This window comes from Paenibacillus thiaminolyticus, from assembly GCF_007066085.1.
Classification (GTDB): domain Bacteria; phylum Bacillota; class Bacilli; order Paenibacillales; family Paenibacillaceae; genus Paenibacillus_B; species Paenibacillus_B thiaminolyticus.
Genome location: NZ_CP041405.1, coordinates 3,848,660 through 3,874,514, shown reverse-complemented (window position 1 = coordinate 3,874,514; position 25,855 = coordinate 3,848,660). Strand labels below are relative to the sequence as shown.

General features: G+C 56.8%; 24 protein-coding genes and 1 riboswitch. Of the genes, 1 reads left to right on the top strand and 23 read right to left on the bottom strand.

From position 1 onward, the window contains the following. Positions 1 to 98: 98 nt before the first annotated feature. From ftsH to spoIIE, 6 genes are all read right to left on the bottom strand, one after another. Positions 99 to 2,222, bottom strand: a complete 2,124-nt coding sequence (gene ftsH / locus FLT43_RS17230; RefSeq protein ID WP_087443285.1) for an ATP-dependent zinc metalloprotease FtsH — start codon at positions 2,220 to 2,222, stop codon at positions 99 to 101. A gap of 89 nt (positions 2,223 to 2,311) precedes the next feature. Then, positions 2,312 to 2,860 carry a hypoxanthine phosphoribosyltransferase gene (gene hpt, locus FLT43_RS17225; RefSeq protein ID WP_087443284.1) on the bottom strand — a complete coding sequence of 183 codons (549 nt, stop codon included), beginning with the start codon at positions 2,858 to 2,860 and terminating at the stop codon, positions 2,312 to 2,314. Between the two features lie 47 nt (positions 2,861 to 2,907). Then, positions 2,908 to 4,524: a tRNA lysidine(34) synthetase TilS gene (tilS, locus tag FLT43_RS17220; RefSeq protein ID WP_087443283.1), complete on the bottom strand. Its 1,617-nt coding sequence runs from the start codon at positions 4,522 to 4,524 to the stop codon at positions 2,908 to 2,910. Between the two features lie 148 nt (positions 4,525 to 4,672). Next, a complete protein-coding gene (locus tag FLT43_RS17215; protein WP_087443282.1) occupies positions 4,673 to 5,674 on the bottom strand; it encodes a protein kinase domain-containing protein in 1,002 nt (333 codons plus the stop codon). Position 5,675: 1 nt separating this feature from the next. Further along, positions 5,676 to 6,440 carry a vWA domain-containing protein gene (locus FLT43_RS17210; RefSeq protein ID WP_087443281.1) on the bottom strand — a complete coding sequence of 255 codons (765 nt, stop codon included), beginning with the start codon at positions 6,438 to 6,440 and terminating at the stop codon, positions 5,676 to 5,678. Positions 6,441 to 6,733: 293 nt separating this feature from the next. Further along, the gene (gene spoIIE / locus FLT43_RS17205; RefSeq protein ID WP_087443280.1) at positions 6,734 to 9,238 is read right to left on the bottom strand and encodes a stage II sporulation protein E; all 2,505 of its coding nucleotides are present in this window, start codon (positions 9,236 to 9,238) and stop codon (positions 6,734 to 6,736) included. Positions 9,239 to 9,548: 310 nt separating this feature from the next. Here spoIIE and FLT43_RS30540 point away from each other — a divergent pair, with 310 nt between their 5' ends. Next, complete coding sequence (locus FLT43_RS30540; protein ID WP_255321613.1) at positions 9,549 to 9,680, top strand: hypothetical protein; 132 nt, start codon at positions 9,549 to 9,551, stop codon at positions 9,678 to 9,680. Between the two features lie 767 nt (positions 9,681 to 10,447). On the opposite strand, the gene FLT43_RS17200 is transcribed toward FLT43_RS30540, so the two are convergent. The 17 genes from FLT43_RS17200 to FLT43_RS17120 all read right to left on the bottom strand — a co-directional run bounded on the left by FLT43_RS17200 (position 10,448) and on the right by FLT43_RS17120 (position 25,828). Continuing rightward, positions 10,448 to 10,630, bottom strand: a complete 183-nt coding sequence (locus FLT43_RS17200; protein ID WP_087443278.1) for a hypothetical protein — start codon at positions 10,628 to 10,630, stop codon at positions 10,448 to 10,450. A gap of 3 nt (positions 10,631 to 10,633) precedes the next feature. Continuing rightward, positions 10,634 to 11,098 (bottom strand): S1 domain-containing RNA-binding protein, encoded by a 465-nt coding sequence (locus FLT43_RS17195; protein WP_006285932.1) that lies wholly within the window; start codon positions 11,096 to 11,098, stop codon positions 10,634 to 10,636. A 126-nt stretch (positions 11,099 to 11,224) separates the two neighbouring features. After that, positions 11,225 to 11,545: an FtsB family cell division protein gene (locus tag FLT43_RS17190; RefSeq protein WP_240927613.1), complete on the bottom strand. Its 321-nt coding sequence runs from the start codon at positions 11,543 to 11,545 to the stop codon at positions 11,225 to 11,227. 45 nt (positions 11,546 to 11,590) lie between these two features. Further along, entirely contained in the window at positions 11,591 to 12,235 is a 645-nt protein-coding gene (gene yabQ / locus FLT43_RS17185; protein ID WP_087443276.1) for a spore cortex biosynthesis protein YabQ, read from the bottom strand. After that, positions 12,232 to 12,519 carry a sporulation protein YabP gene (gene yabP, locus FLT43_RS17180; RefSeq protein WP_006679532.1) on the bottom strand — a complete coding sequence of 96 codons (288 nt, stop codon included), beginning with the start codon at positions 12,517 to 12,519 and terminating at the stop codon, positions 12,232 to 12,234. The genes yabQ and yabP overlap by 4 nt, the downstream gene beginning before the upstream one ends. Before the next feature lie 116 nt (positions 12,520 to 12,635). Continuing rightward, the gene (gene queF / locus FLT43_RS17175) at positions 12,636 to 13,127 is read right to left on the bottom strand and encodes a preQ(1) synthase (RefSeq protein ID WP_087443275.1); all 492 of its coding nucleotides are present in this window, start codon (positions 13,125 to 13,127) and stop codon (positions 12,636 to 12,638) included. A gap of 199 nt (positions 13,128 to 13,326) precedes the next feature. Then, positions 13,327 to 14,052: a 7-carboxy-7-deazaguanine synthase QueE gene (gene queE / locus FLT43_RS17170; protein ID WP_087443274.1), complete on the bottom strand. Its 726-nt coding sequence runs from the start codon at positions 14,050 to 14,052 to the stop codon at positions 13,327 to 13,329. After that, positions 14,049 to 14,540, bottom strand: a complete 492-nt coding sequence (queD, locus tag FLT43_RS17165) for a 6-carboxytetrahydropterin synthase QueD (protein ID WP_087443273.1) — start codon at positions 14,538 to 14,540, stop codon at positions 14,049 to 14,051. The genes queE and queD overlap by 4 nt, the downstream gene beginning before the upstream one ends. Beyond that, a complete protein-coding gene (gene queC, locus FLT43_RS17160; RefSeq protein ID WP_087443306.1) occupies positions 14,537 to 15,262 on the bottom strand; it encodes a 7-cyano-7-deazaguanine synthase QueC in 726 nt (241 codons plus the stop codon). Before queC ends, queD begins: the two co-directional genes overlap by 4 nt. Positions 15,263 to 15,433: 171 nt before the next feature. Next, positions 15,434 to 15,477, bottom strand: a riboswitch (PreQ1 riboswitch). Between the two features lie 265 nt (positions 15,478 to 15,742). Then, a complete protein-coding gene (locus tag FLT43_RS17155; RefSeq protein ID WP_087443272.1) occupies positions 15,743 to 16,021 on the bottom strand; it encodes an RNA-binding S4 domain-containing protein in 279 nt (92 codons plus the stop codon). Next, the gene (locus tag FLT43_RS17150) at positions 16,021 to 16,293 is read right to left on the bottom strand and encodes an HU family DNA-binding protein (protein WP_006679526.1); all 273 of its coding nucleotides are present in this window, start codon (positions 16,291 to 16,293) and stop codon (positions 16,021 to 16,023) included. The genes FLT43_RS17155 and FLT43_RS17150 overlap by 1 nt, the downstream gene beginning before the upstream one ends. Before the next feature lie 197 nt (positions 16,294 to 16,490). Next, complete coding sequence (gene yabN, locus FLT43_RS17145; RefSeq protein ID WP_087443271.1) at positions 16,491 to 17,996, bottom strand: bifunctional methyltransferase/pyrophosphohydrolase YabN; 1,506 nt, start codon at positions 17,994 to 17,996, stop codon at positions 16,491 to 16,493. Between the two features lie 46 nt (positions 17,997 to 18,042). Then, complete coding sequence (locus FLT43_RS17140) at positions 18,043 to 19,719, bottom strand: polysaccharide biosynthesis protein (protein ID WP_167386824.1); 1,677 nt, start codon at positions 19,717 to 19,719, stop codon at positions 18,043 to 18,045. Between the two features lie 211 nt (positions 19,720 to 19,930). After that, positions 19,931 to 20,473: a stage V sporulation protein T gene (spoVT, locus tag FLT43_RS17135; RefSeq protein ID WP_087443270.1), complete on the bottom strand. Its 543-nt coding sequence runs from the start codon at positions 20,471 to 20,473 to the stop codon at positions 19,931 to 19,933. A 363-nt stretch (positions 20,474 to 20,836) separates the two neighbouring features. After that, on the bottom strand, positions 20,837 to 21,961 hold the full coding sequence (locus FLT43_RS17130) for a peptidylprolyl isomerase (RefSeq protein WP_087443269.1): 1,125 nt from the start codon (positions 21,959 to 21,961) through the stop codon (positions 20,837 to 20,839). Next, positions 21,948 to 25,478, bottom strand: a complete 3,531-nt coding sequence (mfd, locus tag FLT43_RS17125; RefSeq protein ID WP_087443268.1) for a transcription-repair coupling factor — start codon at positions 25,476 to 25,478, stop codon at positions 21,948 to 21,950. The genes FLT43_RS17130 and mfd overlap by 14 nt, the downstream gene beginning before the upstream one ends. 119 nt (positions 25,479 to 25,597) lie before the next feature. Further along, a complete protein-coding gene (locus FLT43_RS17120) occupies positions 25,598 to 25,828 on the bottom strand; it encodes an anti-sigma-F factor Fin (protein ID WP_006678212.1) in 231 nt (76 codons plus the stop codon). Positions 25,829 to 25,855 lie beyond the last annotated feature (27 nt).

The window sequence follows — 25,855 nt, the reverse complement described above, 5'->3', positions numbered from 1 at the left end:
CTGTGTCAATTCGGAATTCGGGTCCAATTACCGTAAAAAAGAGCGTACCGGAAGGTACGCTCTTGCAAACGCCCGGAGGGCGGCCCATATTATTGCGGTTATTGTTCGTCTTTCTTGTCATTTGAAGACTTATCCTTGTCCGCAGGCGCCGACGGCTCCTCGGATGTCGGTTCCGCCTTCGGCTGCTCGGTGGAGTCGCCGTGAATGTCAGCAGGCGAAGAGCCATTCGGAATATCGCCTGCAGGCGGGCCGGATGGAGAACCATCCCATTGGGTCGGTCCAAGCTTCTCCGGCTTGCCTACCAGATTCACCTTCACATCGCCCGTCGTCTCGATAACCGGTGTGCCGGCTTCAGGCGCATCTGTCGATGGAGGTGTTACTTCGCTCAGCTTGCCTTCCTCGATAAGCTGCTTGATCTGCTCCAGCTCCAAGGTCTCGACCTCGAGAAGCGTATTCGCAATCAAGCTTACCTCGCGGGAACGCTCCGTCAAGAGCTTCTTCGCGCGCTCATAACAATCATTCATGATGCGCTGCATCTCTTGGTCGATCTCATAAGCAATGGCATCGGAGTAGTTCTGCTCGTGACCGAGGTCGCGGCCCAGGAACACTTCTCCTTGACGATTGCCGAACTGCATCGGTCCAAGCTTCTCGCTCATGCCGTATTCCATAATCATGCTGCGCACGATGCGGGTCGCCTGCTGGAAGTCGCTATATGCGCCGGTGCCAATCTCGCCGATGAACAGTTCTTCGGCGACACGTCCCCCGAGCAATCCTGTGACTTTGTCCAGCAATTCCTGCTTCGTTACCAGCATGCGGTCTTCCTTCGGCATCATGATGACGTAACCGCCGGCACGGCCGCGCGGAATGATGGTCACCTTATGGACCATATCGGCATGCTCCAGGAAGTAGCCGATAATCGTATGTCCGGCTTCATGGAAAGCAACAATCCGTTTCTCGCGATCGCTGATCATGCGGCTGCGCTTCTCCGTTCCGACGATGACGCGGTCAATCGCCTCGTCAACGTCCGTCATCGTAATGTCTTTGTGGTTCTTGCGGGCTGCCAGAAGCGCCGCTTCATTCAGCAAGTTCTCCAGGTCGGCGCCGGTGAAGCCGGTCGTCCGCTTGGCGATCGTATCGAGGTTAACGTTCTTGTTCAACGGCTTATTGCGGGCGTGTACCTTCAGCACCGCCTCGCGGCCCTTCAGATCCGGGCGATCGACCGTAATCTGACGGTCAAAGCGTCCAGGACGGAGCAATGCCGGGTCCAGAATATCCGGACGGTTCGTCGCTGCGATAATGATGATGCCTTCGTTGGCGCCGAAGCCATCCATCTCGACCAGCAACTGGTTGAGCGTCTGCTCCCGTTCGTCATGGCCGCCGCCCAGACCGGCGCCCCGTTGACGGCCGACCGCATCGATCTCGTCAATGAAAATAATACATGGCGCATTCTTCTTCGCATTCTCGAACAGGTCGCGGACCCGGGATGCCCCGACACCGACGAACATTTCAACGAAGTCGGAACCGGAGATGCTGAAGAACGGAACACCAGCTTCCCCTGCAACGGCACGGGCCAGCAACGTCTTACCGGTACCCGGAGGGCCGTTCAGCAGCACGCCCTTCGGAATGCGCGCGCCAAGGGCTGCGAACTTGCGCGGATCCTTCAGGAACTCGACAACCTCCACCAGCTCTTGCTTCTCTTCATCCGCACCTGCGACGTCTTCAAAGGTAACGCGCTTCTTCTCTTCATTATACAAGCGTGCACGGCTCTTGCCGAAGTTCATTACCTTGCCGCCGCCGCCCTGCGCTTGATTAAAGAAGAAGAAGAACAGGATGAACATGATGATAAATGGAATAATCGACGTCAGAAACGTCAGCCAGAGGCTTTGTTCCTCCATCTTTTTCCAATTAATCTTCAGTTCTTGCTGATTATCCCCTGCGTTCATTAACTCTTCGACGGCCGGATTACTATCCGGAATATACGTTACGAACTGCTGGGATTTCGCCCCTTCTGGAATCTTTCTATATTTCCCGATGACCAAATAAGCCCGACCTTCATATTGAACCGTCATTTCTTCTATATTGTTAGCCGAAAGCTCTTTGCGGAACTGGTCATATCTCGGAGTGTCCGTGGCTTCATTGCCGTTGCCGATGAACTGGACAAATCCTACCACGACCAAAAAAAGAATCAGATAAAAACCAGAATTCTTGATGAACCGATTCATCCCCAACCTCCTCTCAAGGACACGAAATTATTGTATCATAGCACGTAATGCCATCACAACTTGACCAGCAAGCGTGTAAGGCGGGTGTCTTACTTAGCTTCATTCGAGTAAATCGTTGGCTTCAACACGCCTATATATGGAAGGTTGCGGTAACGTTCGGCATAATCCAAGCCGTAGCCGACGATGAATTCGTCAGGAAGCACGAATCCTTTGTAGTCCGCTTCCAGATTAACGGTGCGGCGCGCCGGCTTATCGAACAGCGTCACGAGGCGAATGGAATTCGCCTTGCGTCCTTGAAGCACTTCAATCAGGTAGCTGAGCGTCAAGCCGGTATCTATAATGTCTTCAACAATGAGCACATCCCGGCCTTCCACGGATACATCCAAATCTTTCATAATCCGGACGACACCGGAAGACTTCGTGGAAGCTCCATAGCTGGATACCGCCATGAAGTCCAATTCCAACGGTACGGTAATTTGCTTGACCAGATCGGCCATGAAGACGAATGCGCCTTTGAGGACACAGATGACCAGCGGGCATTTCCCTTCATACTCGCGGCTGATCTGAGCACCCAGTTCCTGGACCTTCGCCTGAATTTGCTCCTCGCTGATAATTACCTTTTCAATGTCGTTATACAATGATGGGCCCCTCCTAGAGTGAATACTGAAAACTTACATGAACGTGATTACATCATGCGGTTAGGTTGGGCAGAGCATGATCGCTGCTGCGCCGGAATATGCGTACCGCCTTCCAGCTCCAGCCGCAGGACACGGTCTGTAGAGGGCCCGACCAGCGCGGCATCCGAACGCCGCACGCCCGGAACCCACAAGATCTGCCCGTTGGCATCCGTCACGATGGGGACGGTGCCGCGAAGCGAGGGCGCAATTTTGGCATCGACGAACATATCTTGCACCTTTTTGCTGCCATTTAACCCTAAAATACGCATTCGATCGCCGTCGCGGCGGTATCGGACACGCAGCGGCCAGCACAATTGCTCCGCATCGAACAGCGCTTCCACCTGTCCCGAGGGGACCCGCGTTCTTCCGGATGCGGCTTGATGCGCCGCTTCCTGCGTGACGGAAGAGCGGCTATCGCACTCTATAACCCAATTCAGCGTACTGCTATTCGACGGTATCGGGAGACTTCCCGATTCATATGTACGATCTATCGTCAGATCCAGCATATCCGGCCCGTTCTTCGCCTGAACGATGGGTTGGCGCAGCCATAGCAAGCGGTCGTATTCTCTCCGGAATTCGACGCCGGGGGCCGCATCCGTCTTCCATGTGGATGGCTGTTCCCGGATCGCCGCATTCCGCAGCGCCTCAACCGTGTCGAAATCAGCTTGTTCCGCTTCCCGCGTGAGATAGTTTAATATTAGTTTAATCAACCTGCGTTGTAAAGCGACATGTGCTTGAAGAAGCGCCCATCGATCAAGAACGACGCCGTCCGGCGGCGGTGATTCCATTGGAGCGTCTTCTCCATCCTGTACGGTCTTCACCACGCGTTGAAACAACTGCCGCGCCTGTTCCTCCATCCAATCATTCTCTTCCCGCAACACATCGGCCGTGCGGCACAGGGAAGCGACCAGGCCCGGATTCTCCTGCTCAAGCCGCGGCATAACGTCCAGCCGGACCCGGTTGCGCAAGTAATCGGTCTTCGCATTGCTGCTGTCCGTCACGTAGGCAATGCCTCGCAAGCGGCACCACTCCAGCAATTCCGCCTTGCGGACACCCAGCAGGGGCCGGACGAAGGAGAAGCCGTCCGCCTCCCGCTTCCAGGCCATCCCCGACAGCCCCGTGCTGCCGGTTCCGCGCAGCAGCCGCATCAGCACGGTCTCTGCCTGATCATCGGCATGATGCGCCAATGCGATTACCTGCGCCTGCTCGCGAGCGGCGACTTCCTTCAGGAAGTCATAGCGGAGCTGCCGCGCGGCCGCTTGGGCATTCATCTTATGCTCCGCCGCCCAGCCCGGAGCGTCCACGCGCTTCATCGCGAGTCTGATCCCGAGCCGCTCCGCTTCCCGCTCGACGAACCGCGCTTCTTCGTCCGACTCCTCCAGGCGGAAGCCGTGATGCACGTGGGCGATGATCATCCGTCCGCTTCCCGGAAGATGTCCGGTCAGGGCTGCGATGGCATGCAGCAGCAGCATGGAATCCGGTCCGCCCGATACCGCGATCACGATGCGGTCGCCATCGTTCCATAGCCGATGCCGCTCTACGGTGTCCCGCAGCTTCTCCGTCCATTGCCGCCACGCATATTCGCTGTCATTGCCCGCATGCCTGCCCGGTTCCGTCATGTCCATCCCCGATTCCTTCCATTATGTCCTGCTGCCGCAGACTCCTCTTCCCCGGACATGCCATGTCCAAGACTCTGATTCCTTATGTATGAAGAAGACCTGCGTGATAAACGTAAGTACTATGTATAAATTCAATATAACACAATATGTCCTATTAATCGAAACCCCATGCCCAAAAAGCGACGCTCACGGCCAACAGCAGCACGGACACGGCAAAAAACCACTTCAGCCACAACGGCGTGGGGCGGTTGAGCGGTTTGCCGGAGCGATGCCGCTTCCGTGTCTGTTCATGCCACAGACGGCATGCCTCCTCCGGGGAAGCGAATTCCCCGCGCAAGGCCGGTGCCAGCCAGGGCTCATACGGTCGCACCCGGGGATGATTCCGGGCGATATCGATTAGATCCTTGATGTCGCGCGTCTGCGGGAGCGTTGTCTTGATCCGTTCCCGAAGCTCCCGTTCGGCCATCATCTGAACCGTCATGACCGCGAACGAGAACAGATCATACCGGAAGTCGGCTGTGCGCGATCCGGCGTGCCAATACCCCCGGTCATACAATTCCGTGAATTGTTTTACGCTTTTCCCGGTAGAGGTCAGACCCCCGTAATCGATCAACTCCACCTCTCCGTTATCGTTCACCAGCACGTTCTCCGCCTTCAGATCGCCGAAGACAAGCCCCTGCCGGTGCAGCTGCCTGAGCTTTTCCAGCAAGCGTCCTCCCACGACGCCATACCAATCCGGCCCATGCTTATATATGAACTTGCGGAGACTCACCCCCGGAACATATCTCATCACATAGAAGGGGATGCGCTTGCCGTGCAGATCACAATCATCGTTATCGACGAGAAATGGCCGCGCATGGTGACGGCCCGTGCGCCCCGCCTCCGCTTGCCTTCCCTTCTCCCATGTCCGCAGCGCGTTAATTTCGGACTGGAGATCGACGGAGTTCATTCCCATCTTAAGTGCATAGGCAGCGATCCGTCCTCCGCGCGCCTGCGCTGCAGTCGGAAAATGGGTCACCAAATACACGACTCCGTTGGCCCCGCGGCCAAGCCGTCGCTCAATTCGGTAGACACGCCCGTTCCACACTCCCTGCAGCACGGTTCCCGCCTCGACGCGAAGCGCCGCTGCCTGCGCATGATGCTGTTCGTTCTCCATGTTACACGATGTAGTCACTCCACATCCCATCCGTTCCTGTTCCATCTGAGGCGTACGACGCCAGGTCGCATTCCTGATTCGCCTTGCCTCCATCATATTGATAATAGTCGATCACTTTCAAGAGCGCAGGTCCCGTCGGTGTCGTTCCCCGCATGTTCAACCGCTGGAACAAGCGCTTCGCGCGGCTGATATCGTCGGTCCATTCCATGTCCATAACGGCCTCTTCTCCCCCGTAAGGCCCCGGGAAATGGAACACGCTCAACTCGCTTTTGCCCGTTCTGGCCTGCAGGCTTAGCATCAGATCCCGTATCGCCTCCTCTACAGCCGGGAGCTTCGGCTTCATGCTCGCGCTCGCATCGATGAGCAGGGCGACGCGCAGCGGCGAGTTCTCGCTCAGCTCGTCCATGACGCGCACCACTTCCGAACGCTGCTCCGGCGGAAGGGTCTCGAATTCGACGTTCTGCTCGGCTCCGAAAATTTGACGCAGCTCCTTGTTCACGGCCTGATGAATCGTCTGCACAACCGTCTTGCGCGTCATCATCTGCACCGTCTGCGACAGCTGGTGCGACTGGACGATGCGGCTTATCCCTCCTCCGGCACGGGCAATCTCGTCAATCTCCCGCGCTCCAAGCTCACCTATCGTTCCGTAATCCACAATGCCGACAACATTAACCGAGATGCCCCGCTCCCGCGCTTCTGCAGCAGCAACGGCAGGCTGAACGCCCACATTGGAGCAGCCGTCGGTTATCAATAGAATTTGCTTCATGGCGATATCCGCACATCCTCTCTTCACCGAATCTAGTACGAGTGCGAGTTCAAAAAGACCGGTTGTCAGCACCGAGAAGGATGCAAGAACTCGAAGCTTATGCTTCCGATGCGAGTTTTGCTCCGCAAAACTTGGTAAGAAGCAGCGCAATTCGATGCCGAGTTACTTCCCGATTCTCTTCGTGATCAAAAGTGGCTTTTTGAACTACCTCATTCTAGTATTTCCAATGAAAAGAGAGTTTACACCCCGCTGGCCATACGGAGGGCGGAAAGCAGGAAGCCGCGGCCGAGAGATTAACTGACCGTCAGCGGCCGCTCCCTACGGTCATGCCCATTCCAGTGCAGTGTCGCCCATTGCGGCTGATGGCGGGCTACGCGCGTCACGACGACGGTCATGTCGTCATCGATATGACCGCTGGCATGACGGATGACGGTCTCTAGGAGAAGATCGGCAATCTCCTGCGGATCATCCGTTTCCAGCTCGCTAATAAGCCGCTTCATCCATATCTCCTTGTTGGCTGCCGGCCCGGGAGCATCGAAGATTCCGTCCGTCATCATAATCAAAATATCTCCCGGCTGCAAAGCCGAATCAATCAACTCAAAATCAATATCCTGTATAATACCTATCGGCAAGTTGCTGCCCGATACTAAGCGCACGTCCTTTCCGCTCTTGATGAAGCTGGGCGTGGAACCGCTCTTCATGAACGTCGTCTTGGCCGAATACAGATCGATGATCGCCATATCGACCGTCGCGTAGATCTCGTCCGGCGACCGCAGCGTCAGCACCTGATTGACGGATTGGATCGCCAGCTTCTCGTCGATGCCCGATTGCAGAAATTGGGACAGCAGCTTCAAGGCGGTGCTGCTCTCCATGCGGGCCCGCTCGCCGTTGCCCATTCCGTCGCTCAAGGCGACTGCATACTTCCCGCTGCCGAGCTCCAGCGTACTGAAGCTGTCTCCCGACAGCATATCCCCTCCTTTGGCGGCCCCGGCCATGCCGGTCTCCACCTCGAATGCCTTCGCCGAGACGAAGGTGACCATACCATGCCCTTCCGTTCCGGTTAACCTCTCCTCTCTGACGGCGATATGCTCGCCCAATATATCCGACAGCAACGGCGCGATGAGTTTGCGGCACTCGTCATAGCCGTCGGTGAAGGAATGAATCATCTCGATCTCGATCCGTCCGGCATCGAGCGATAAAATATCGACGCGGTGCACGGACAGCCCGAGCTCCTCCATGGCCTGCCGAATCTGCTCCTCCTGCATGAACAGCTCCCGTCCTTCGCGCCGAATCTCCTGGGCCAGATCATCCATAACCTGTGAGACGCCCGCCAGCTGATCGGCAACGAAATGGCGGCTGTCCAAAATCTGCTTCTGCCAATGCTCGTCCAGCGCCCGCCGAATCGTATGCTCCCTCATCAGCGCAAGCACCTTCGGCGCCTTCATGCAGTGGCTCCTCCACGTCTGAGGCAGTTGCTTCTCCTTGTAAGAGACGATCTCGGTATCCTGTTCGACCTTGCTCATCATCTGATTCATCATCGTCATCGTCTGGACCGACTTATGGTTCCAACAGGCCTGCTGCCGTGGGCAGCCGAGACAGGTAGCGGCGGTCACGGATTCAATCATCCGATTGCGCTCCTCTCCCACCGTCGGAGGATCGCCGGTATGGGCGGTCTGCTTGAAGCTGCTCGACAGTTGGCGGAACACCTCCGAGAACTGGGTAACCCGTTCCGCCGTCAGGTCGCGCATCCTCTTCGCATATTCATGCTGCGATTTCGTATGCTCGTTCGTTCCCGGCACATATTTGGCCAAGGTGGCGCATATCGATTTAGGAGTAAGCAAGAATAGCGCCGCGGCGGCGATCGTCTCCCAGGTCGATGCCATCACCTCCGAAGGAGGCCCGAGATAGACGGACAGAATCGCCGTCCCGAGCAGCATGCCGAAGGCAACCACCCAGCGCTTGCCGTCCTTCAGCAGTCCGGCCAACAAGCCGGCAAACGCCAGCACGCTCATCTGCGTCAGCGAATTCGGCTCCGCCAAGCCGAGAATCAAGCCGAGCACGACGCCGACCGAGGCGCCAAGCGGGGCCCCGCCGACCAGGGCGAACAGCAGCACGAAATAACGTGATATGATGTGATCGAGCTGCAGCGACTGGACGGTCCAGCCTACGGCGCCGGTCATAATCGACGCCAGAAGAATCATCAGGCAGATCATTTCCTCCACCCGCAGTGTATAGTTGCGTTTACTCATCGTCAGAACGGGCAATGCTTGTATAAACACAAGGGTGAGGACGAGACCGAGCACAGCATCCGTCATATCCATCACGAGAGCGTACCAGGTCAGGTCCGTCGACATAAATGTCACGAACAGCTTAACGAGCAGTGTGGCGGCGAACACGATAATCGGCGCCATGTTCATATCGGTCCGTTCATACGCTTTCAGGCCGCGGTGCATCAGTACGATAAGCAGCAGCTGCATGCCCATCATGAGCGAGATCTGCTCCGGCGCGAATAAGCTTCCGGCCAGCAGTGCCGTCCCTACCCAGGTTGCCAGCTCGCGGCGCGTAAAATAGACGACCGCAAAAAACGCGGCGGCGAACGGAAACAGCTCGTTCAAGATCATGGCCCGTCCCAGCAAAAACCCGATAAGCACAAACATGAAGGTCCATTTCCGCGTACCAAGCACCCGCTTGAATCGTTCCAGCCGCCATCTGTTATGAGGGAGGCCCCATTCGCTCTCTCCTTGCCCCCCGCTCTGCCAACCCTTCTTCGGAAACGGAATCACCTTTGTCTTACTCATGCCAAGCACCACCTATTCTCTGAAATGTGTGCCTCTCATTATAGAGAAGGAGCTGGAAATAGTTTGTCAGAAAAAGGAGCCCCGTCCAAAAAACTTTCCGACATCAGTTGAGTCCAGCGCGAGAAAACGGACAAGCCTGTTCGGACAAGGGTTCGCCCATTGTAAGACGGCATGAGGGCGAGCCCACGTATGTCATTTTTTTGCAGCTCTGAACTTGGCGCCGCTCGGAAATAAGGGGAAAGGATACGGAATAGCGTAAGAACCTGTCGTAACCATCCGGTCGGGTGACAAAAATAGTGGCGGTGGAAAAATGAATGCGATGAATCTGCCATTCCGTCACAATGTGGAGACTGCTGGGGGAGCGGATGGAAGAGCGGAAGCCGCTATGAAGGCGACGGAGGCACAAGCGGGAGGCCAGAATCCGTTGTGGAAGCTGGCGTAGGGATTGAGTGGGCAGAGGCAGATCCCATTGGGTGGAAGGCGTGGAGCTTGGGTGGTTGGCAGATCCCAGTGTGAGAGACTTGCGTGGAGCTCAGGTGGGTGGAAGATCCCATTGTGGCCGATTGGGTGGTAATCGGTCAGGTGGAAGATGTCATTGTGTGAGCTTGGGTGGTAATCGGTCGGGTGGAAGATCCCATTGTGGGCACTTGGGTGGTAATCAGTCGGGTGGAAGATGTCATTGTGAGAGCTTGGGTGGTAATCGGTCGGGTGGAAGATCCCATTGTGGGCACTTGGGTGGTAATCGGTCAGGTGGAAGATGCCTTGCGGGAGTTGGGGGGCCAGAGGCGTTATCATTCCTTCTCTGCACCGGTACAGGCCTGGGCCAGTTGCCAGGAATGCTGGAACAGGTGGCGAAGGATGCAGCAGGTGTTAGCCAGCGAAAGAGCCTTGCGGACTGGATGACTGGTCTGGAAAGAAGCCGTTTCCTGTTCGTCCTCTCCTGATTGCTGCAGATTTGCAGGAATTCGATCAGAGGCAGTTGTGGAAAGGTGGAATCCTGCAATAAGGCATCAATTTCCTGCCGTTTCAGCCTCAATCCCGGCCAGAGGGGCAAAAAGATGTAATTTTGCAGCAATTCTAGCTCACAGGCCATGAAACGAGGAAAAATGCTGCAGATTTGCAGGCTTGGCCCGATCAAAAACGTCCCGGTCCCCGTACCAGCACCGGCCACGGTACCGACACCATCTCCAGCACCGGCCACGGCACCGACTACAGCTCCAGTACCGACACCGACACCAGCACCGACTCCAGCACTGGCCACGGCACCGATTCCAGCACCGGCATCGGCCACGTCACGAACACGGCCACGATCACTGCCACGAATACGGCCACGATCACAGCAAAAAAGCCGCAACACCGGGTGCCCGGTCTGCGGCTTCGTTCCTTGTTCATCTATTACATGCGGCGTGCGCCACGGCCTCCGCGCTTGGATTCCGTGTTCTTTTTCAAAGACGAGATGCGCTCTTCACTGTCTTTAAGGAAGCGCGACATTTTATCCTCAAAAGAAGCGAAATTAGGCTTGCGCCCACCCCGGTCGCGGTTACCAAAGCCGCCTCTTCCTCCCCCGTCTCGGTTCGGACGGTCTTGACGAGGTCCTCTTGGCGGTCTCTGCTCCGATGCTGGCTTATCCACTGTCTGCTTGATAGACAAGCCAATCTTGCCGTCCTTGTCGACGTTAATTACTTTGACCGTGACGATATCGTCAATCTTCAAATGGTCATTCACGTCCTTGACATAGTTATCGGCAATTTCAGAGATGTGAACCAGTCCCGTGACACCTCCCGACAGATCAACGAACGCCCCAAAATGCGTAATGCCTGTCACCTTGCCTTGTAACTTGGTGCCCACTTCGATTGTCATAGAATAAAATGTTCCTCCCTTAAAATGTTAAACGGCACACCGCTTCGTTATCGAAAGCAATGCTTATGTCGTGATTATACTGTAACCGCACCAAGTGGTCAACCGACGGTTGTCCCAAAATGGCGCCTATTCCTCATGCTTGCGGATAAGGACTTCGTCCGGAAGCAGCATCCCTTTGCTTCTCGCAATCTGAAGAATATATTCAGTCGTATTCAGGCGATCGACTTCCTGTTGAACCTCGTTCCGCGTCTCTTTGGCAGCATTCTTCTTCTTCTCCTGCACCTGATAATCGGCTTTGAGCCCCTCAATAGTAGCAGCCTGGTCAATGTACGTATACAAGCCCCACCCCGCAAACACCACCATAAACCCCATCCACAATCGCAATCTTCGCTTGGCTCCTGCCATTTTGTTCTCACGAGTACGGTCCGGTGTCCGGGACGCAGACATACGCACACCCCCATTTTCGATAAAGTCAGTTAAAGAAATCACCTGTTACTTCCTATGATGAAACAGGCGCAGCAGACGAGCCACCTTCGCTCTTCCCGATGCCACCCATTGATTCATTCGACGTATACCAGAAAATACCTTCTCTTTGATCCGCTGGAGCCGTTCCGTCATACCCAGCCTCTCCCAGATTGGAAGAATGAGCGGGCGGAACATCCATCGGACCAGCCACCATAGCGGCTTAACACATTGTAGCACAATTTTTCCGATGAAAATAGCCGCCGACAGCAAAAATGAACCTAGACCTTTTGTAAAGATCCATAAGCCCTTGAGCGGCAGCACGAGCAGAACATACAGGCATCGCCGGATGAATCGGTAGATTGCCAATACGGCTCGCACGAGCCACGTCACGATCACGACCGTGACCTTGCTGAGAAGGATAACATACAACCATGCCCCGGCGGCCAGGCCAAGAAAGACGTAAAATCGAAGCTCTCCCTGATTGCCCTTCACGAGCATCTGAAACACGAACAGCGTCGCAGCCAGCCAATACATCAAATCCAGCAGCGGAACCGTCCACCGAGGGAAACGGAATTGTCCCGCTACGACGCGGTAGCCGTCAAATACGATGCCTAGCGTTAATCCGCTCAGCATCATGAGCAGCACGGTCGTCCATTGTACGTACAGACTCACTTGAATAACTTCCCGAAGAAGCCTTTGGATTTATCGTGTGAACTCGCATCCAGATAGGTCAGGGAGTTGACCGTGCCTTCAATGGCGACTTGTCCTTGTTCAAGGCTCAAGTTTTTGATATGCAGATTGTGGCCGCGTATGGTCAGAAATCCACATTCGGTATCAAGCAGGAACTCCTCGCTGTCGAAGCTCTCCACTTTGCTTACCCCGCTAATCTCGAGCAGCTTGCGGTTGACCATCTTAATCTCCTGGCGCTTGGCCGTTGGCTTGTTCAATTCCATCATGGCATGTACCTCCTTCTCAACACTAGCTTATGAAGGGAATGCCAGAATAGAACTTCAACGCAGCCACTCTTCCAATATTTCTCTCCTAGTGATGCGTGGATTCACGCTTATCTAAATTATCGGTTGTCGACCGTTTCCGGATACAAATCATGATTCATCAGACGATAAGCCGCCATCTCCTCGTACTTCGTACCGGGACGGCCATAATTGCAGTACGGATCGATAGAAATGCCGCCGCGCGGCGTGAACTTGCCCCATACTTCGATATATTTCGGATCGAGCAGCTCGATCAGATCATTCATAATGATATTGACGCAATCCTCGTGGAAGTCGCCATGATTGCGGAAGCTGAACATATAGAGCTTCAGCGACTTGCTCTCGACGCACTTCCGGTCCGGAATGTAGCTGATATACATCGTCGCGAAGTCCGGCTGCCCCGTCATCGGACAGAGACTGGTGAACTCCGGACAGTTGAATTTGACGAAATAATCACGGTTCGGATGCTTATTGTCGAATGCCTCCAGCACATCAGGCGCGTAGTCTGTTGCGTATTCCGTCTTCCCTCCAAGATGCTTCAGCTGCAATTCGGCTTCGTTCCTGCCTGCCATGCGATTGCCTCCCCTTCTATATCGGTTATTTGTGTCGAAATCATAAGCGTTCCGGCCGCACCGGGGCCGTGTGACTCTCGTGCTCAGCCTAACGACATGCTTGCCCACTCGTCATACGCCGCACTTGTTCCACCATAGACAGGCTTGCCCGGCCGTCATACGCCGCACTTGTTCCACCATAGACAGGCTTGCCCGGCCGTCATACGCCGCGCTTGTTGCCCCATACGAGCGTGTGCAGCTGCGGCAGCACCCGCACCTGGTTCAAGCGCGGATCGGCGGCGACCTGCTCAATCAGCCATTCATACCGGCCGAGCAGCTTCCGGATCAACTCGTTATCATCCGCGCTCCGCACATCGTCATTCCCCGTCTGCAGGACGAACGGAATGTCCGGGTAACGTTCATGCATACGGATGGCATACGCGAGATCCCGTTCGTCGAAGACGACGATCTTGAGGCACAGCCCCTTCCGATCCGGGCGATCCCACAGCCGGCTCACGATCTGATCAAGCCGCGCTTCATCGGTGTTCATGCCGGAGCTGGGCGGCTTCGGCGACAGCGTGACGTCATCGGTGTCCAGCAGCCAGTCCTGCCACCGCGAGCCTTGCGTCTCCACCGCGGTGCAAATGCAGTGCTCTCCGAGCAGACGCACAAGGTCGCCGATGCCGGGGAGCAGAGCGGGATTGCCGCCCGAGATCGTGACATGATCGAAGCGGCCGGCGGCAAGCGCGTTCAGCTGCCGCAGAATATCTTCCGCCGTGAGGCTGCGAATCTCCTCCTTCGCCGAGCCGTCCCATGTGAAGGCGGAATCGCACCAGGAGCAGCGGTAATCGCAGCCTGCCGTGCGCACGAACATCGTCTTCCGGCCGACAAGCAGGCCTTCCCCCTGTACGGTCGGCCCGAATAGTTCCAGTACGGGTATCGTCATGGCTCCATCCACTCCCGTCTGGCCTCGGCGTAGCTGGTCGGCGTCTCGTAAAGGCGGACGAACTCCACCCGCCCGCCTTCGCAGCGGGTGCGGTACGGCTCCTCTTCCGCCAGCGCGGCACTCATCTGCTCATACAGCCAGACGACCATGTTCTCCGCCGTCGTGTTCATCGGGGGAAGCGTCTCGTTCAAATAACGGTGATCGAGATACGGCTCGATCCGCTCCTTCCAAATCTCCTTGATATCTCCGAAATCAAGGGCGATGCCAATGTCGTTCGTATAGCCGCTCAGGCCGAACACGACCTTATACGTATGGCCATGAAGATTCTTGCATTTGCCTTCGTAGGCGTGCAGATGATGCGCCGCGTCGAAAGTGAACTCCTTGCTGACGAGTACGCGGCGCATGTGGTATCGCAGTGACTCGCGGGATATATCGGTACCGTATTGCTGCAGCTTCTCTACGATGCGGAACGGGCCCGGTCTGTTCATGCCCCGGCCCCCGACTTCTGCGCTCTCTCCGCGAGATAGCTCTCCATTCCGGCGCGCCGCAGCTTGCAGGACGGGCATTCGCCGCATCCGTCGCCCGGCAGCCCGTTATAGCAGGTTACCGTCTCCGTGCGCACGAAGTCGAACGCCCCTAGTTCGTCCGCCAGACGCCAGGTCTCGGCCTTGTTCAGCCACATGAGCGGCGTATGAAGGACGAAGCCGTAGTCCATCGCCAGATTGAGCGTCACATTCAACGATTTGACGAATACGTCCCGGCAATCGGGATAGCCGCTGAAGTCGGTCTCGCAGACGCCCGTCACGATATGCCGCGCGCCGATCTGCTTCGCATAGATTGCGGCGAACGAGAAGAAGAGCAGGTTGCGCCCCTCAACGAACGTATTCGGCAATTCGCCCTCCTCCTGGGCGATGTCAATATCGGCCCGGGTGAGCGCGTTCGGCGCCAGTTGATTGAGCAGCGTCATGTCGAGCACGCGGTTCGGCACCTGCAGCTTGGCTGCAATCCGCTTCGCATGCTCCAGCTCGCTGCGGTGGCGCTGTCCATAGTCGAACGTTACCGTCTCGACGGCATCGAAGCGCTCCATTGCCCAGAACAGGCATGTCGTGCTGTCCTGCCCGCCGCTGAAGACGACGACTGCCTTCTCCTGCGGCTTGCCCTGAACGGCTCTGTCTCCCGCCCGTTCGGCGGCTGCTTCCTTACGGTTCATTGCATCATTCATCCTGTGTCCATCCCTTCTTATTCCTCTACAGAACAAGACGAAGGCATGTGCATCGGTCCATTCGAAGCAGGGGAAGATCCGGCAAGCGCCGCTTCCCCCGCCTCCATAAGCACAAAAAAAGACAACACCAAGGGAAAGCCATACCCATTGCGGATGCTGTCAGCCTTAGTTTTTTATAGAGGGAGATTGCGAACCTCTCCCGCCGGGAATGCCGGCGGAATGTATTTGGTTATACGTCTATTATAGGGAACTGGGGAAAGAGATTCAAAGGCTTATTTTCCCTGCTGCCGTTCCTTCGACCGCCTGTTCCGCCTTACCCGGAGTGTCTCCTCCTGGGCGTCCGTGGCTCGTGGCTCAGCCATAGATAGAAAGCCAGCGAAAGCCGCTTCCCTTCGCGCCTCAATGCAAGCACAAGAAAGGCCCTCCCCCGTTATCGGGAAAGGGCCGTTCTTGATGGATTCATGGCGATTACCATTCCAGATCCTTCGATCGTGGAATAGGCTCTTCCTTCAGCAGCGTATACATGCCGGCTGCTTCTTCCTTCTTCGTCGTCTCCTGGAGACGCTCGATGCGGACCGTGACGAGCTTCTGCCCGAACTGGACCGTAATCTCGTCTCCCACCTTGACGGCCGTACTCGGCTTCGCCTCGCGGCCGTTCAATATGACGCGTCCCTGTTCGGACACATCTTTGGCTACGGTGCGCCGCTTAATGAGCCGCGAAACTTTCAGGAACTTGTCGAGACGCATTATTTTACAGCTTCTTTAAGCTTGTTGCCCGCTTTGAACGCCGGAACTGTCGATTCCGGAATTTCGATCGTGTTGCCCGTTTGCGGGTTGCGGCCCGTGCGGCCTGCGCGCTTGCGAGTCTCGAATGTGCCGAATCCAATCAGTTGCACTTTGTCGCCTTTGGACAGTGCGTCAGTAACTTCGCCGAAGAAGCCGTTCAATACCGCTTCTACGTCTTTTTTGGTCAATCCGCTTTTCTCCGAGATGTTGTTGATCAAATCTGTTTTGTTCATGTTTATTGGCCTCCCAATCCTATTAGTCATTCAATAGAGTGTGTTGGCTCGCGAGCTGATGCCGGAGTCGCAAAATACAATCCGTGTTGTATTCTCGAATGTATGTATTCTTGCTTTGCGAGTAAAATCCTCCCCGGTTACGGCACTTTTTCATATTTTGACGAAAATAGGGGATATCAGGCCGCTGACCGCTCCGGTCAAGGCTTCAGCTGCTTCGCTTCCTGCCACCACTTCTCCATTTCTAGTAAATCAGTTTGGTCAAAAGATTTGCCGTTTATACGAAGCTGTTCCTCAATATATTGAAAACGGCGAATAAATTTGCGGTTCGTCCCCGTCAACGCTTCTTCCGGGTCGGCTCCCAGAAATCTTGCCGCATTTACTGCCGCGAACAGCACGTCTCCCAGCTCCTCTACGGCATGTGCGCGGTGGTTGTCCTCGCCCTTCGCCGTCTCTGCCAAGCTGATCGCCTCTCGCAATTCTTGCAATTCTTCGGCCAGTTTGTCAAGTACATCCTCAATACGATCCCAGTCGAAGCCGACTTTGGCCGCTTTGTTCTGCAATTCGCGGGCCTTCATCAGCGCCGGCAAATCCCGCGGCACCCCGTCCAATACGGACTTGCGTTCCGCGTCTCGCCCCTTGCGCCGCTTCTCCTCGGCCTTCATCTGCTCCCAATTGCGGAGTGCCGCTTCGGAGTCGGCGGCCGCCTTGTCCCCGAACACGTGAGGATGGCGGAAAATGAGCTTCTCGTTCAGGCCCCGAATGACATCATAAGCCGAGAAGGCCCCCGTCTCTTCCTCCATCTGGGCATGCAGCATAATCTGGAGCAGCACGTCGCCCAGCTCCTCCTGCATGCCCACGGGATCGTCATCGTCGATCGTTTCCAGCACCTCATAGGTCTCTTCGATGAAGTTTTTGCGAATCGATTGATGTGTCTGCTCCCGATCCCACGGACAGCCTTCGGGACTGCGCAGCGTCGCCACAATCTCGTGCAGCTTGTCGAACGTGCCGTTCAGCACCTCGTCCGCCTCCGAACGCGGCACGTAGATGAGCGACAGGTTGCCGTAGCCCTCCAACCGATCGAGTTCGTACAGCGGCACGCGATGGATCTCCTCCTGCCCCTCGACGCCAAGCGCATGAGCGGCTGTGACCTCGTAATCGTCCGGATATACTTCCATCAAGCCCAGCTTCACTTCAGAAGCTGTAAACGTATCATACACTTGTCCGATAACGGTGTGCAACCGGGGATTGATCATGGATCGCCTCAGTCCGCTCGCGTCCAGCAGCTGGAACCCTTCGATCGGATCGAAGCCGAGCCGGATGAAGGCCTGATCGAGGAAGCTCTCCCCGCCCCGGATCTCCAGCCGGATGCCTTCGGCCGGACAGCGCTCGGCCAGCAGCTTCACGGTGGCCTCCGCCACCATCGGATGGCCCGGCACCGCGTAGACGAGCGAACCGCCGTCCTGCGCCGCCGCGATTAACACACGGGTAATCTCCTCGTATACCGTCGGGAAATCGTCCTGCGCTTCATATACCTCGTCGAAGGAACGGTATGCCGTCCCTTCCTCCTCCAACAGCGACATCACCGGATGGCGCTCCGTGCGCACATACAGCCGTTCCGCCCGGCGGAGCCGGTTCCATACGTCCAGCGTTAGCTGTCCGGCGTCGCCGGAGCCGAGTCCGACGACCGTGATTGTTCCTGACATGGGATTGCCTCCTTCGTGTCAAGGTTCTCCCCGGGAGAACCGTCCATTACCTGTTCCGCGGCGCGATCTTGGCCGCGATCCGGGCCAGCGCCGGGCCGATGCGCGGCAGATCCGCCAGCTCCTGCGGCCGCACAAGGCCGAGCCGCAGCGCCAGCCCGGCGAAGATAAGCGCGCCGAGCGGTACGCCGCCGGCGACCGCCAGCAGGGCGCCTGTGCGGCCGCCAAGGCCGAGCGCCGCCGGGGCGAGCGCGGCCAGGCGTGCCGCCGCGGCCATGGCGGCGAGCGCCAGCGCCAGCCGCGCGCTCCGGGCGCCCCAGGCGGCGAAGTACACGCCGCTAGCGCGGCTCAGCGCGGCCGCATTCAGCGCCGCAGCGAGCGCGAGCGAAGCGGCCGCGCTCATGGCGGCCCCGGCGATGCCATAAGCCGGGACCAGCCACAGATTAAGCGCCGCCTTCACGCCGGCGGCGAACAGCAGAATCAGGGCGGGGGCGCGCACGGCCCCCATGCCCTGCAGCAGCGCGGCGGTCACGGCCTGCAGCATGCCGCTGACCGCCGTGGACGCGATCCACACGAAGGCCGCCATCCCGGCGGCATCCGTGTAGAGCGCCACATTGATCGGCTCGGCCAGGGCGATCAGCCCTGCCGCCGCGGCCCAGCCGATCAGCCACGTCCAGCGCAGCGCTGACGCCAGCAGCTCCCGCAGTTGAGCCGCATCGCGGCGCGCGGCAGCGGCCACGGCCGGCACGAGGCCGACCGCGAGCGAGCTGGCGACCAGCGTCACGAGCTGGACCAGCGGGAAGGCGCGGCTGTAGACGCCGAACTCCGCCAGCGCTCCGGCCTCGCCGAGCCCGCGTTGCACCAGCAGACGCGGTACGGTGAACACATCGACAACGTTCACGGCCGGCATCACGATCGCGCCGAGACAGATCGGCAGGGCCGTCCAGGCCAGCCGCCGCATCCAGGCGCCGATTGTCGGCGAAGCTGCCGGGCCAGACAGGCCCCCCCGCGCCGAGCCGGACGGGTCCGCCCTCCCCGGGCCGATGACATCAGGCACGGCACGTGTTGCCGCAGCAGCGGAACGCCGCTCCCTCCACCGGAAGCAAGCCATCGCCGCCAAGCCGCATACGCCGCCCGCGAACGAGCCGAAGGTGGCGCCGGCCGCAATCGTCTCCTCCGGCGCCTCCCGGCTCACGTAATAGAGCAGGAGCGCGATCATGACCGCCACCCGGCCGGTCTGCTCCGCCACCTGCGAGACGGCCGTCGATTCCATCCGTCCCCGTCCCTGGTCATAGCCCCGCAGGGCGGCGGCCAACGGCATGACGAGCAGCGCGTAAGCCGAGCTGCGTATCGCTGGCACGGTATGACGGTTCCCGATCCAGGAAGCTACGGTCTCGGCTCCCCAGGTCAAGGCGAGGAAGCCGATGAGGCCGGTGAAGCTCATCAAGAGGCAGGAGGCGTACAGCACGCGGGACGATCCCTGCTCATCCCCCGCCGCTTCGCACTCGGCGACGAGACGGGCGACGGCGACAGGGATGCCGGCCGAAGCGACGACCACCAGCAGCACATAGAAGGGATACACGGCGTTGTAGATGCCGAAGACACCGTCGCCCCCGATGTTCTGCAGCGGAATTTTCTGCAGCGTGCCGATAATCTTCGACAACACCGCCGCCGCGCCCAGCATCAAAGCGCCGGATACGACCTGCCTTCCTGTTGTACGCTCCATGCTCGTCTCCCGCCCATCCGAATCCAAAGGTTGCCGCTGCGTCCATGATTTCTTACGCGCGTTGTAATGTACACGTATTATATCATAGACCGCTGCGGCGGACAGAGCTTGGCCGGCCGGAGCGTCCGGAACAAAAAACTCCCGCTTCAGAAGGTGCGCGCGCCATGGGGGCGGCCCTTCACGAGCAGGAGCGATGCACCGCCGGAGCGGATTATTGTTCCATTTGTTTTCCGAGGAAGCCGGCAGCCGTTTCTGCCATTTTCACTTCCATCTGACCCATCTTGATGCTGTCATCCCGATTCAACAGCACGACTGTTCCAATCGGATCCCCGCCCGATACAATCGGCGCAGCGACAAAGGAAGACAACGTCTCCTGATGATCCTTCACGATCTCATAATTGCCGGAATTCGTCTCCAGCACCGACTTGCGGTTGTCCATGCAGTTTTCCAGCAGCATGCCGATCTGCTTGTCCAAGAACTCCTTCTTCGAGCCTCCAGCCAGCGCGATGATGGTGTCGCGATCGGAAATCATCGTAATATGGCCTGTGCTTTCGTACAGAGACTCCGCATATTCCTTGGCGAAATCGCCCAATTCCCCGATTGGCGAATATTTTTTGAGGATAACTTCACCGTCGCGATCAACAAAAATTTCAAGTGGATCTCCTTCGCGAATACGCAGCGTGCGACGAATTTCTTTGGGAATGACCACGCGTCCGAGATCATCAATACGACGAACAATACCAGTAGCTTTCATTAAAGGTTGCCCCGCTTTCCAAGATTAGTTTTAAAGGTCAACTGGATTATTGTTTTTAGGAGAGATGCGGTATAGTTTCAAACTCTGACCATAGTATTCATCTGCTCCCAGCTTCTTATACATTTCATGATACTCCGTTCATGCCCGGTTGACTGCAAAACACTTCACATTTTTCGACATTTAACGACATGTTTTCTCCACTTTTCTCAAATTTTTCTCATTTATTTGTCGTTATCACTGGATAATTTTATCCTAAAACTCTGTTTTTGTCGAATCCAAACTTGTCCTAGGCCTTTATCCCTAGTCAGGCGCAAAAAAAGGGCCGTCCCCGACACCGGGGACAGCCGCAGCTGATGAATCACTTTATTTCGTGCCTTCCGCCTTGTCCTCTTTCTTGTCTGTTGCCGCGTTGTTGTCTTGTGGCGTCTCGGTTTGCTTGTCGTCCTGCTTCGTATCCTTATTCTCGCCTGTCGAGTCAGCCGGCTCCTCTTCCTTGGATGCGTCCGGCTGTTCCTCAGTCTTCGGCAGATCGATCTTCTTGATGAGCTTCTCTAGGTCTTTCTCCATGAAGTCGTTCATCAATTCTGAGGCGGCACTGGTCCGCAGCGACGTCTTCTCGTTGTCGGTCAGCTTGTCGAATGTCTTCTCCGCTCGGGCTTCGACCCTCATCACATGATAGCCGTATTCGGTCTCGACCGGCTCGCTGATCTCGTTGATTGGCAGCGTCAAGGCCGCCTCCTTGAATTGAGGCACCCAACCGCCTACTGCCTTATCCTCGTACAGGCCGCCGTTGTCCGCCGATCCGGTGTCATCCGAATGTTCCTTGGCTACCTTCGCGAAGTCCTCGCCCTTCTTCAGACGGGCTTCGATATCTTTGGCCAGCTTGAGCGCATCTTCTTTTTTACGCTCTTTGCCGTTCTTGTCCTCGAAGCCAATCAGCACGTGGCGAACGGTCGCTACGGTCATATCCTTCTTGTTCTTCTCGAATTCAGCCTTCAGCTGCTCATCGGTAACTTTATCATTGTACTCTTGAACGACCGTCAAAATCCGGGTCATATATGCCGTGACATCGGCTTCGGTCAGCTTTTGGGCATCCAGAATCTTCTTGAACTCGTCATCGCCCGCCTGGGCTTTCATCAAATCCAGCTGTTCCTTGGCCTTCTCTCCGCCCGTCTTCTTCGCCTTGTCGGACGCTTTGCCCTCCAGGTACAAGTAAGCGATCTGCTGCTTCAAGAAATATTCCTGGAACTGATCCATGCCGATAATTTGCTCATACTCGGGATAGAACACGAGCATGGTGGCCATTTCCTTCTTGAATTGATCCTCGGTAACTTCTCCGCCTTCATAGGTAGCTACGACTTTGCTTCCATCCTTGGGTGCCGCCGCCGTATCTTTCTTGCCGCATCCCGCCAGGACGGACAGCGTCAACACGGCAGACAGCGCGAGCAGCAGCCACTTTTTGGAGCGCATCTGTTTATTTTGCAACATGTTGTAATTCTCCCTTCGCTTTGATCGCGTCTGTAGCATCAAGCATGAACTGCTCCAATTGCATCAGCAGCTGCATTCCATCCAACCCGCGCGCATTGATTTTCACGGTGCCATGCGCTTCGCGATCGACGGCGATGCGCCGATCGATTCGGGCCGCAATCGTTGCCAGCTTCTTACGGTCAAGCCATGGTTCAGCCGAAGGGTGGACCTTCATGGTGACCGTATCCCCGCGCTGCACGATGGATTCCAATCCATACTGCTTCGCATGCAGCTTCAGCCGTGCGACGGCAAGCAGCTGCAAGACGGCAAGCGGCGGTTCACCAAAGCGATCGATGAGTTCATCGCGCAATTCTTCGACTTCCTCCAATGAGACGAGACCGGCAACTTTTTTGTAGATCTCGATCTTCTGAATACTATCATAAATATAATTCGGCGGCAAATAGGCGTCGATATTGAGATCGATGAGCGTCGACAGCTCCTGCTGGTCGTGAATCGCGACCCCGTCCAGCTCGGCCTTGCGCTTGTTGATCTCATCTGCCAGCATCTGCGAGTACAGATCGAAGCCGACCGACGCGATGAATCCATGCTGCTCCGCGCCCAGCAGATTGCCTGCGCCCCGAATCGACAGGTCGCGCATCGCAATCTTGAAGCCGGAGCCGAGCTCCGTGAACTCCTTGATCGCTTGGAGACGCTTCTCCGCGACCTCATTCAATACTTTGTCGCGCTGGTACGTGAAGTACGCATAGGCAATCCGGTTCGAACGGCCAACGCGCCCGCGCAGCTGATACAGTTGGGACAGGCCCATCTTGTCCGCGTCATGCACGATGAGCGTATTGACATTGGGGATGTCCACTCCGGTCTCGATAATGCTCGTGCTGACCAGCACGTCGTATTCCCCGTCGAGGAAGTCGAGAATCGTCTTCTCCAGCTCCGTCTCCGACATCTGCCCGTGGCTCACCGCCACCTTCGCTTCGGGCACCAGCATCTTGATATGATCCGCCATCTGATGGATGCCCTGCACCCGGTTGAACAGGAAGTACACTTGACCGTTGCGGGACAGCTCGCGTTCTATCGCTTCTCTTACGAGCGAATCGCTGTATTCCAGCACATACGTCTGAACCGGGAAGCGGTTCTCCGGCGGCGTCTCGATGACAGACAAGTCCCGCACGCCGAGCATCGACATATGAAGCGTGCGCGGTATCGGCGTAGCGGTCAGCGTCAGCACGTCCACATTCGTCTTCAGCTTCTTCAGCTTCTCCTTGTGCGTGACGCCGAAGCGCTGCTCTTCATCCACGATCAGCAATCCGAGTTCCTTGAACACGACATCTTGAGAGAGGAGGCGGTGCGTCCCGATGACCACATCGACGACCCCCGTCTTCAGTCCCTTGATCGTCTCATTCTGATCTTTGCGCGATCGGAAGCGGCTCATTACTTGAATATTGAACGGATAGTCTGCGAAGCGCTCGCGGAATGTCTCGTAATGCTGCTGTGCCAGGATGGTCGTTGGCACCAGAATCGCCACCTGCTTGCCCTCGATGGCCGCTTTGAAAGCGGCTCGGACTGCGACTTCCGTCTTGCCGTAGCCGACATCGCCGCACAACAGCCGATCCATCGGCCGCGGCACCTCCATGTCCTTCTTAATCTCGGTGATCGCCCGCAGTTGATCCCGTGTCTCTTCATACGGGAACAGATCTTCAAATTCTTGCTGCTCTGGCGTATCCTTGTCGAAGGCATAGCCGGACGAGGCTTGTCTAGCGGCGTACAGCTTAATTAGATCGTCCGCAATGTCCTTGACCGATGAACGGACCTTGTTTTTGACCTTAGTCCATTCCGTGCCGCCTAGCTTGTATATTTTCGGCTCCTTCTCCTCCGAACTGACATAACGCTGAATGAGATGGAGCTGTTCGACCGGTACGGATAGCTTGTCGCCGCCAGCATACATAATATGCAGATAGTCTTTATGAATGCCGTTGATCTCCAACGTGCCGATGCCGATATATTTGCCGATTCCATGATTCTGATGTACCACGTAATCTCCGATTTTCAGTTCGGTGTAGTTGCGGATTCGCTCCGCATTATCCATCTTCATGCTTGCGTCGGCGCGACGCGTCTTGCGCTGCTTCTGGGAGAACATCTCGCCTTCGGTGATAACCACGAGATGGATCGAAGGCAGCTCGAAGCCCGACTGCAGATGGCCGGTCATAATCGTCGGCTCCGGAATCTGGTAGTCCTGCAGCACCCGGCGCACGCGGTCTACCCGCTCGGCTCCGTTGGCCAGAATGATGACATTCGCCCCCGCTTTTTTCCACCGTTCCATCTCGGCCTTGAGCACATTCATCTGCCCATGGAAGTTCTGCATCGTCCGGCACATCACATTGACGATGTTCTGCGGCTGGGTGTGAGGCACCTGGCGCAGGAACAGCGCCATGAACAGCGTCTGGAACGGGCGCTTGCCCATGGCCGTGTCAGCGGTAAGGCCCAGCTCCAGCGACGGCAGCGATTTGCCGTTCTGCAGCAGATGCGTGCTCCACTCCGCTTCATCGCGTTCCAGCTGCTTGGCCGTCTCCATGACTCGGGCCGGCTCGTCTATCACTAGCAGCGTGTCCTGCGGCATGTAGTCATAGAGCGTATGCCGCTCCGGGTAGAGCAGCGATACGTACTTATACATTTCACTGAAATAGGAAGCGCCCCGCAGCCGCTCGATATCATGACCAATCTCCTGCTGCAGCTTCTCCTTCACCTGGCGGTCGGTCATTCGCGCCAGCTGCTCCTCGAGACGTGCGGAAGCCGCTTCGGCCGCCTGGGCGAAGCGTGTTCTGTCGGCAATCCATTCCTTGGCCGGCGGGATATTCAACTGCTTCAGCTTCTCCACCGATCGCTGATCGGTCGCATCGAAGGAACGGATCGAATCGATCTCATCGTCGAACCACTCGATCCGGTACGGATAAGGTGATGTCAGCGGGTAAAGGTCGACGATGCCGCCCCGGACACTGAATTCTCCGGCCGCTTCCACCCGTTCGGTCCGCTCATAGCCGAGAGAGACCAAGGACTCGAGGAAAGAATCTAGCTTCACCTCGTCGCCCACGGCGATGGACAATTGAGAGGATGCCATCGTCTCCCGGGCAGGCAAAAACCGCCGCAGCCCCGCATACGGAGTTACGACGATGCCGCGAAATCCGCGGACGATGCCAGTCAGTGCCTCGATCCGCTGTGCAATCACTTCCGGACTGGATATGGCCGCTTCCGCAGCGACCAGCTCATTCGCCGGGTACAGCAATACTTGGTCCGCAGACAAGCATTCTTGCAGATCCTCCGCCACCTTCTGCGCAGAGAACATATTGTGCGTTACGACCAGCAGGGGCCGCTCCAACTGATGATGCAGAGCAGCCATCATGACCTGCCGCGTCGAGCCAGCCAGGCCGGATACCAATTGCTCCTTCATTCCGCTGCGAATACCTTCGACGATGGAGTCGATATCCCGCTCTCCAGATAATGCTTTCATGAGTGCGTTTAACAAAGGACAGGCCTCTCTTTCTTACCCGCGTAATCATATTTTTAGGGTTATAGTATTCGGTCCATCCAAAATAAGCCTCGGCGGCAAGCCAAGGCTGACGTATCTCCGCATGCAACAAGCTGTCATTGCAAAGGCGATGACAGCAAGGACAATTCGGGGTGCATCTGGATCGCTTCTGTACAAAAATCGCAAGTCATTCGCACCGTTACGTCTCCATTGGTATGAACCTTAATATATTCATGGCGCTCTGCCTCAGTCAGCAGATGAAAGCCGAGTCTCGTCTCGTCGATCTCGCTCCCTTCGACGCGCCCGATTAACGTATGACAATGTTTGCAGACATAATTCACAGACATGTATATGCCCCCTATCGCGAGATTATA

Bases quoted from the DNA above. Each gene is read 5' to 3' on its own strand.
- spoIIE (WP_087443280.1), bottom strand. From the start codon at position 9,238: ATGAGTAAGACAAAGGTGATTCCGTTTCCGAAGAAGGGTTGGCAGAGC.
- queD (WP_087443273.1), bottom strand. From the start codon at position 14,540: ATGAACAGACCGGGCCCGTTCCGCATCGTAGAGAAGCTGCAGCAATAC.
- FLT43_RS17195 (WP_006285932.1), bottom strand. From the start codon at position 11,098: ATGACAATCGAAGTGGGCACCAAGTTACAAGGCAAGGTGACAGGCATT.
- FLT43_RS17130 (WP_087443269.1), bottom strand. From the start codon at position 21,961: ATGTTGCAAAATAAACAGATGCGCTCCAAAAAGTGGCTGCTGCTCGCG.
- FLT43_RS17155 (WP_087443272.1), bottom strand. From the start codon at position 16,021: ATGCGTCTCGACAAGTTCCTGAAAGTTTCGCGGCTCATTAAGCGGCGC.
- yabN (WP_087443271.1), bottom strand. From the start codon at position 17,996: ATGTCAGGAACAATCACGGTCGTCGGACTCGGCTCCGGCGACGCCGGA.
- tilS (WP_087443283.1), bottom strand. From the start codon at position 4,524: ATGGACATGACGGAACCGGGCAGGCATGCGGGCAATGACAGCGAATAT.
- FLT43_RS17140 (WP_167386824.1), bottom strand. From the start codon at position 19,719: ATGGAGCGTACAACAGGAAGGCAGGTCGTATCCGGCGCTTTGATGCTG.
- queC (WP_087443306.1), bottom strand. From the start codon at position 15,262: ATGAACCGTAAGGAAGCAGCCGCCGAACGGGCGGGAGACAGAGCCGTT.
- FLT43_RS17190 (WP_240927613.1), bottom strand. From the start codon at position 11,545: ATGTCTGCGTCCCGGACACCGGACCGTACTCGTGAGAACAAAATGGCA.
- FLT43_RS17200 (WP_087443278.1), bottom strand. From the start codon at position 10,630: ATGAACAAGGAACGAAGCCGCAGACCGGGCACCCGGTGTTGCGGCTTT.
- queF (WP_087443275.1), bottom strand. From the start codon at position 13,127: ATGGCAGGCAGGAACGAAGCCGAATTGCAGCTGAAGCATCTTGGAGGG.
- queE (WP_087443274.1), bottom strand. From the start codon at position 14,052: ATGACGATACCCGTACTGGAACTATTCGGGCCGACCGTACAGGGGGAA.
- FLT43_RS30540 (WP_255321613.1), top strand. From the start codon at position 9,549: ATGAATGCGATGAATCTGCCATTCCGTCACAATGTGGAGACTGCTGGG.
- FLT43_RS17210 (WP_087443281.1), bottom strand. From the start codon at position 6,440: ATGAAGCAAATTCTATTGATAACCGACGGCTGCTCCAATGTGGGCGTT.
- ftsH (WP_087443285.1), bottom strand. From the start codon at position 2,222: ATGAATCGGTTCATCAAGAATTCTGGTTTTTATCTGATTCTTTTTTTG.
- yabP (WP_006679532.1), bottom strand. From the start codon at position 12,519: ATGATGGAATTGAACAAGCCAACGGCCAAGCGCCAGGAGATTAAGATG.
- spoVT (WP_087443270.1), bottom strand. From the start codon at position 20,473: ATGAAAGCTACTGGTATTGTTCGTCGTATTGATGATCTCGGACGCGTG.
- FLT43_RS17215 (WP_087443282.1), bottom strand. From the start codon at position 5,674: ATGGAGAACGAACAGCATCATGCGCAGGCAGCGGCGCTTCGCGTCGAG.
- FLT43_RS17120 (WP_006678212.1), bottom strand. From the start codon at position 25,828: ATGTCTGTGAATTATGTCTGCAAACATTGTCATACGTTAATCGGGCGC.
- FLT43_RS17150 (WP_006679526.1), bottom strand. From the start codon at position 16,293: ATGAACAAAACAGATTTGATCAACAACATCTCGGAGAAAAGCGGATTG.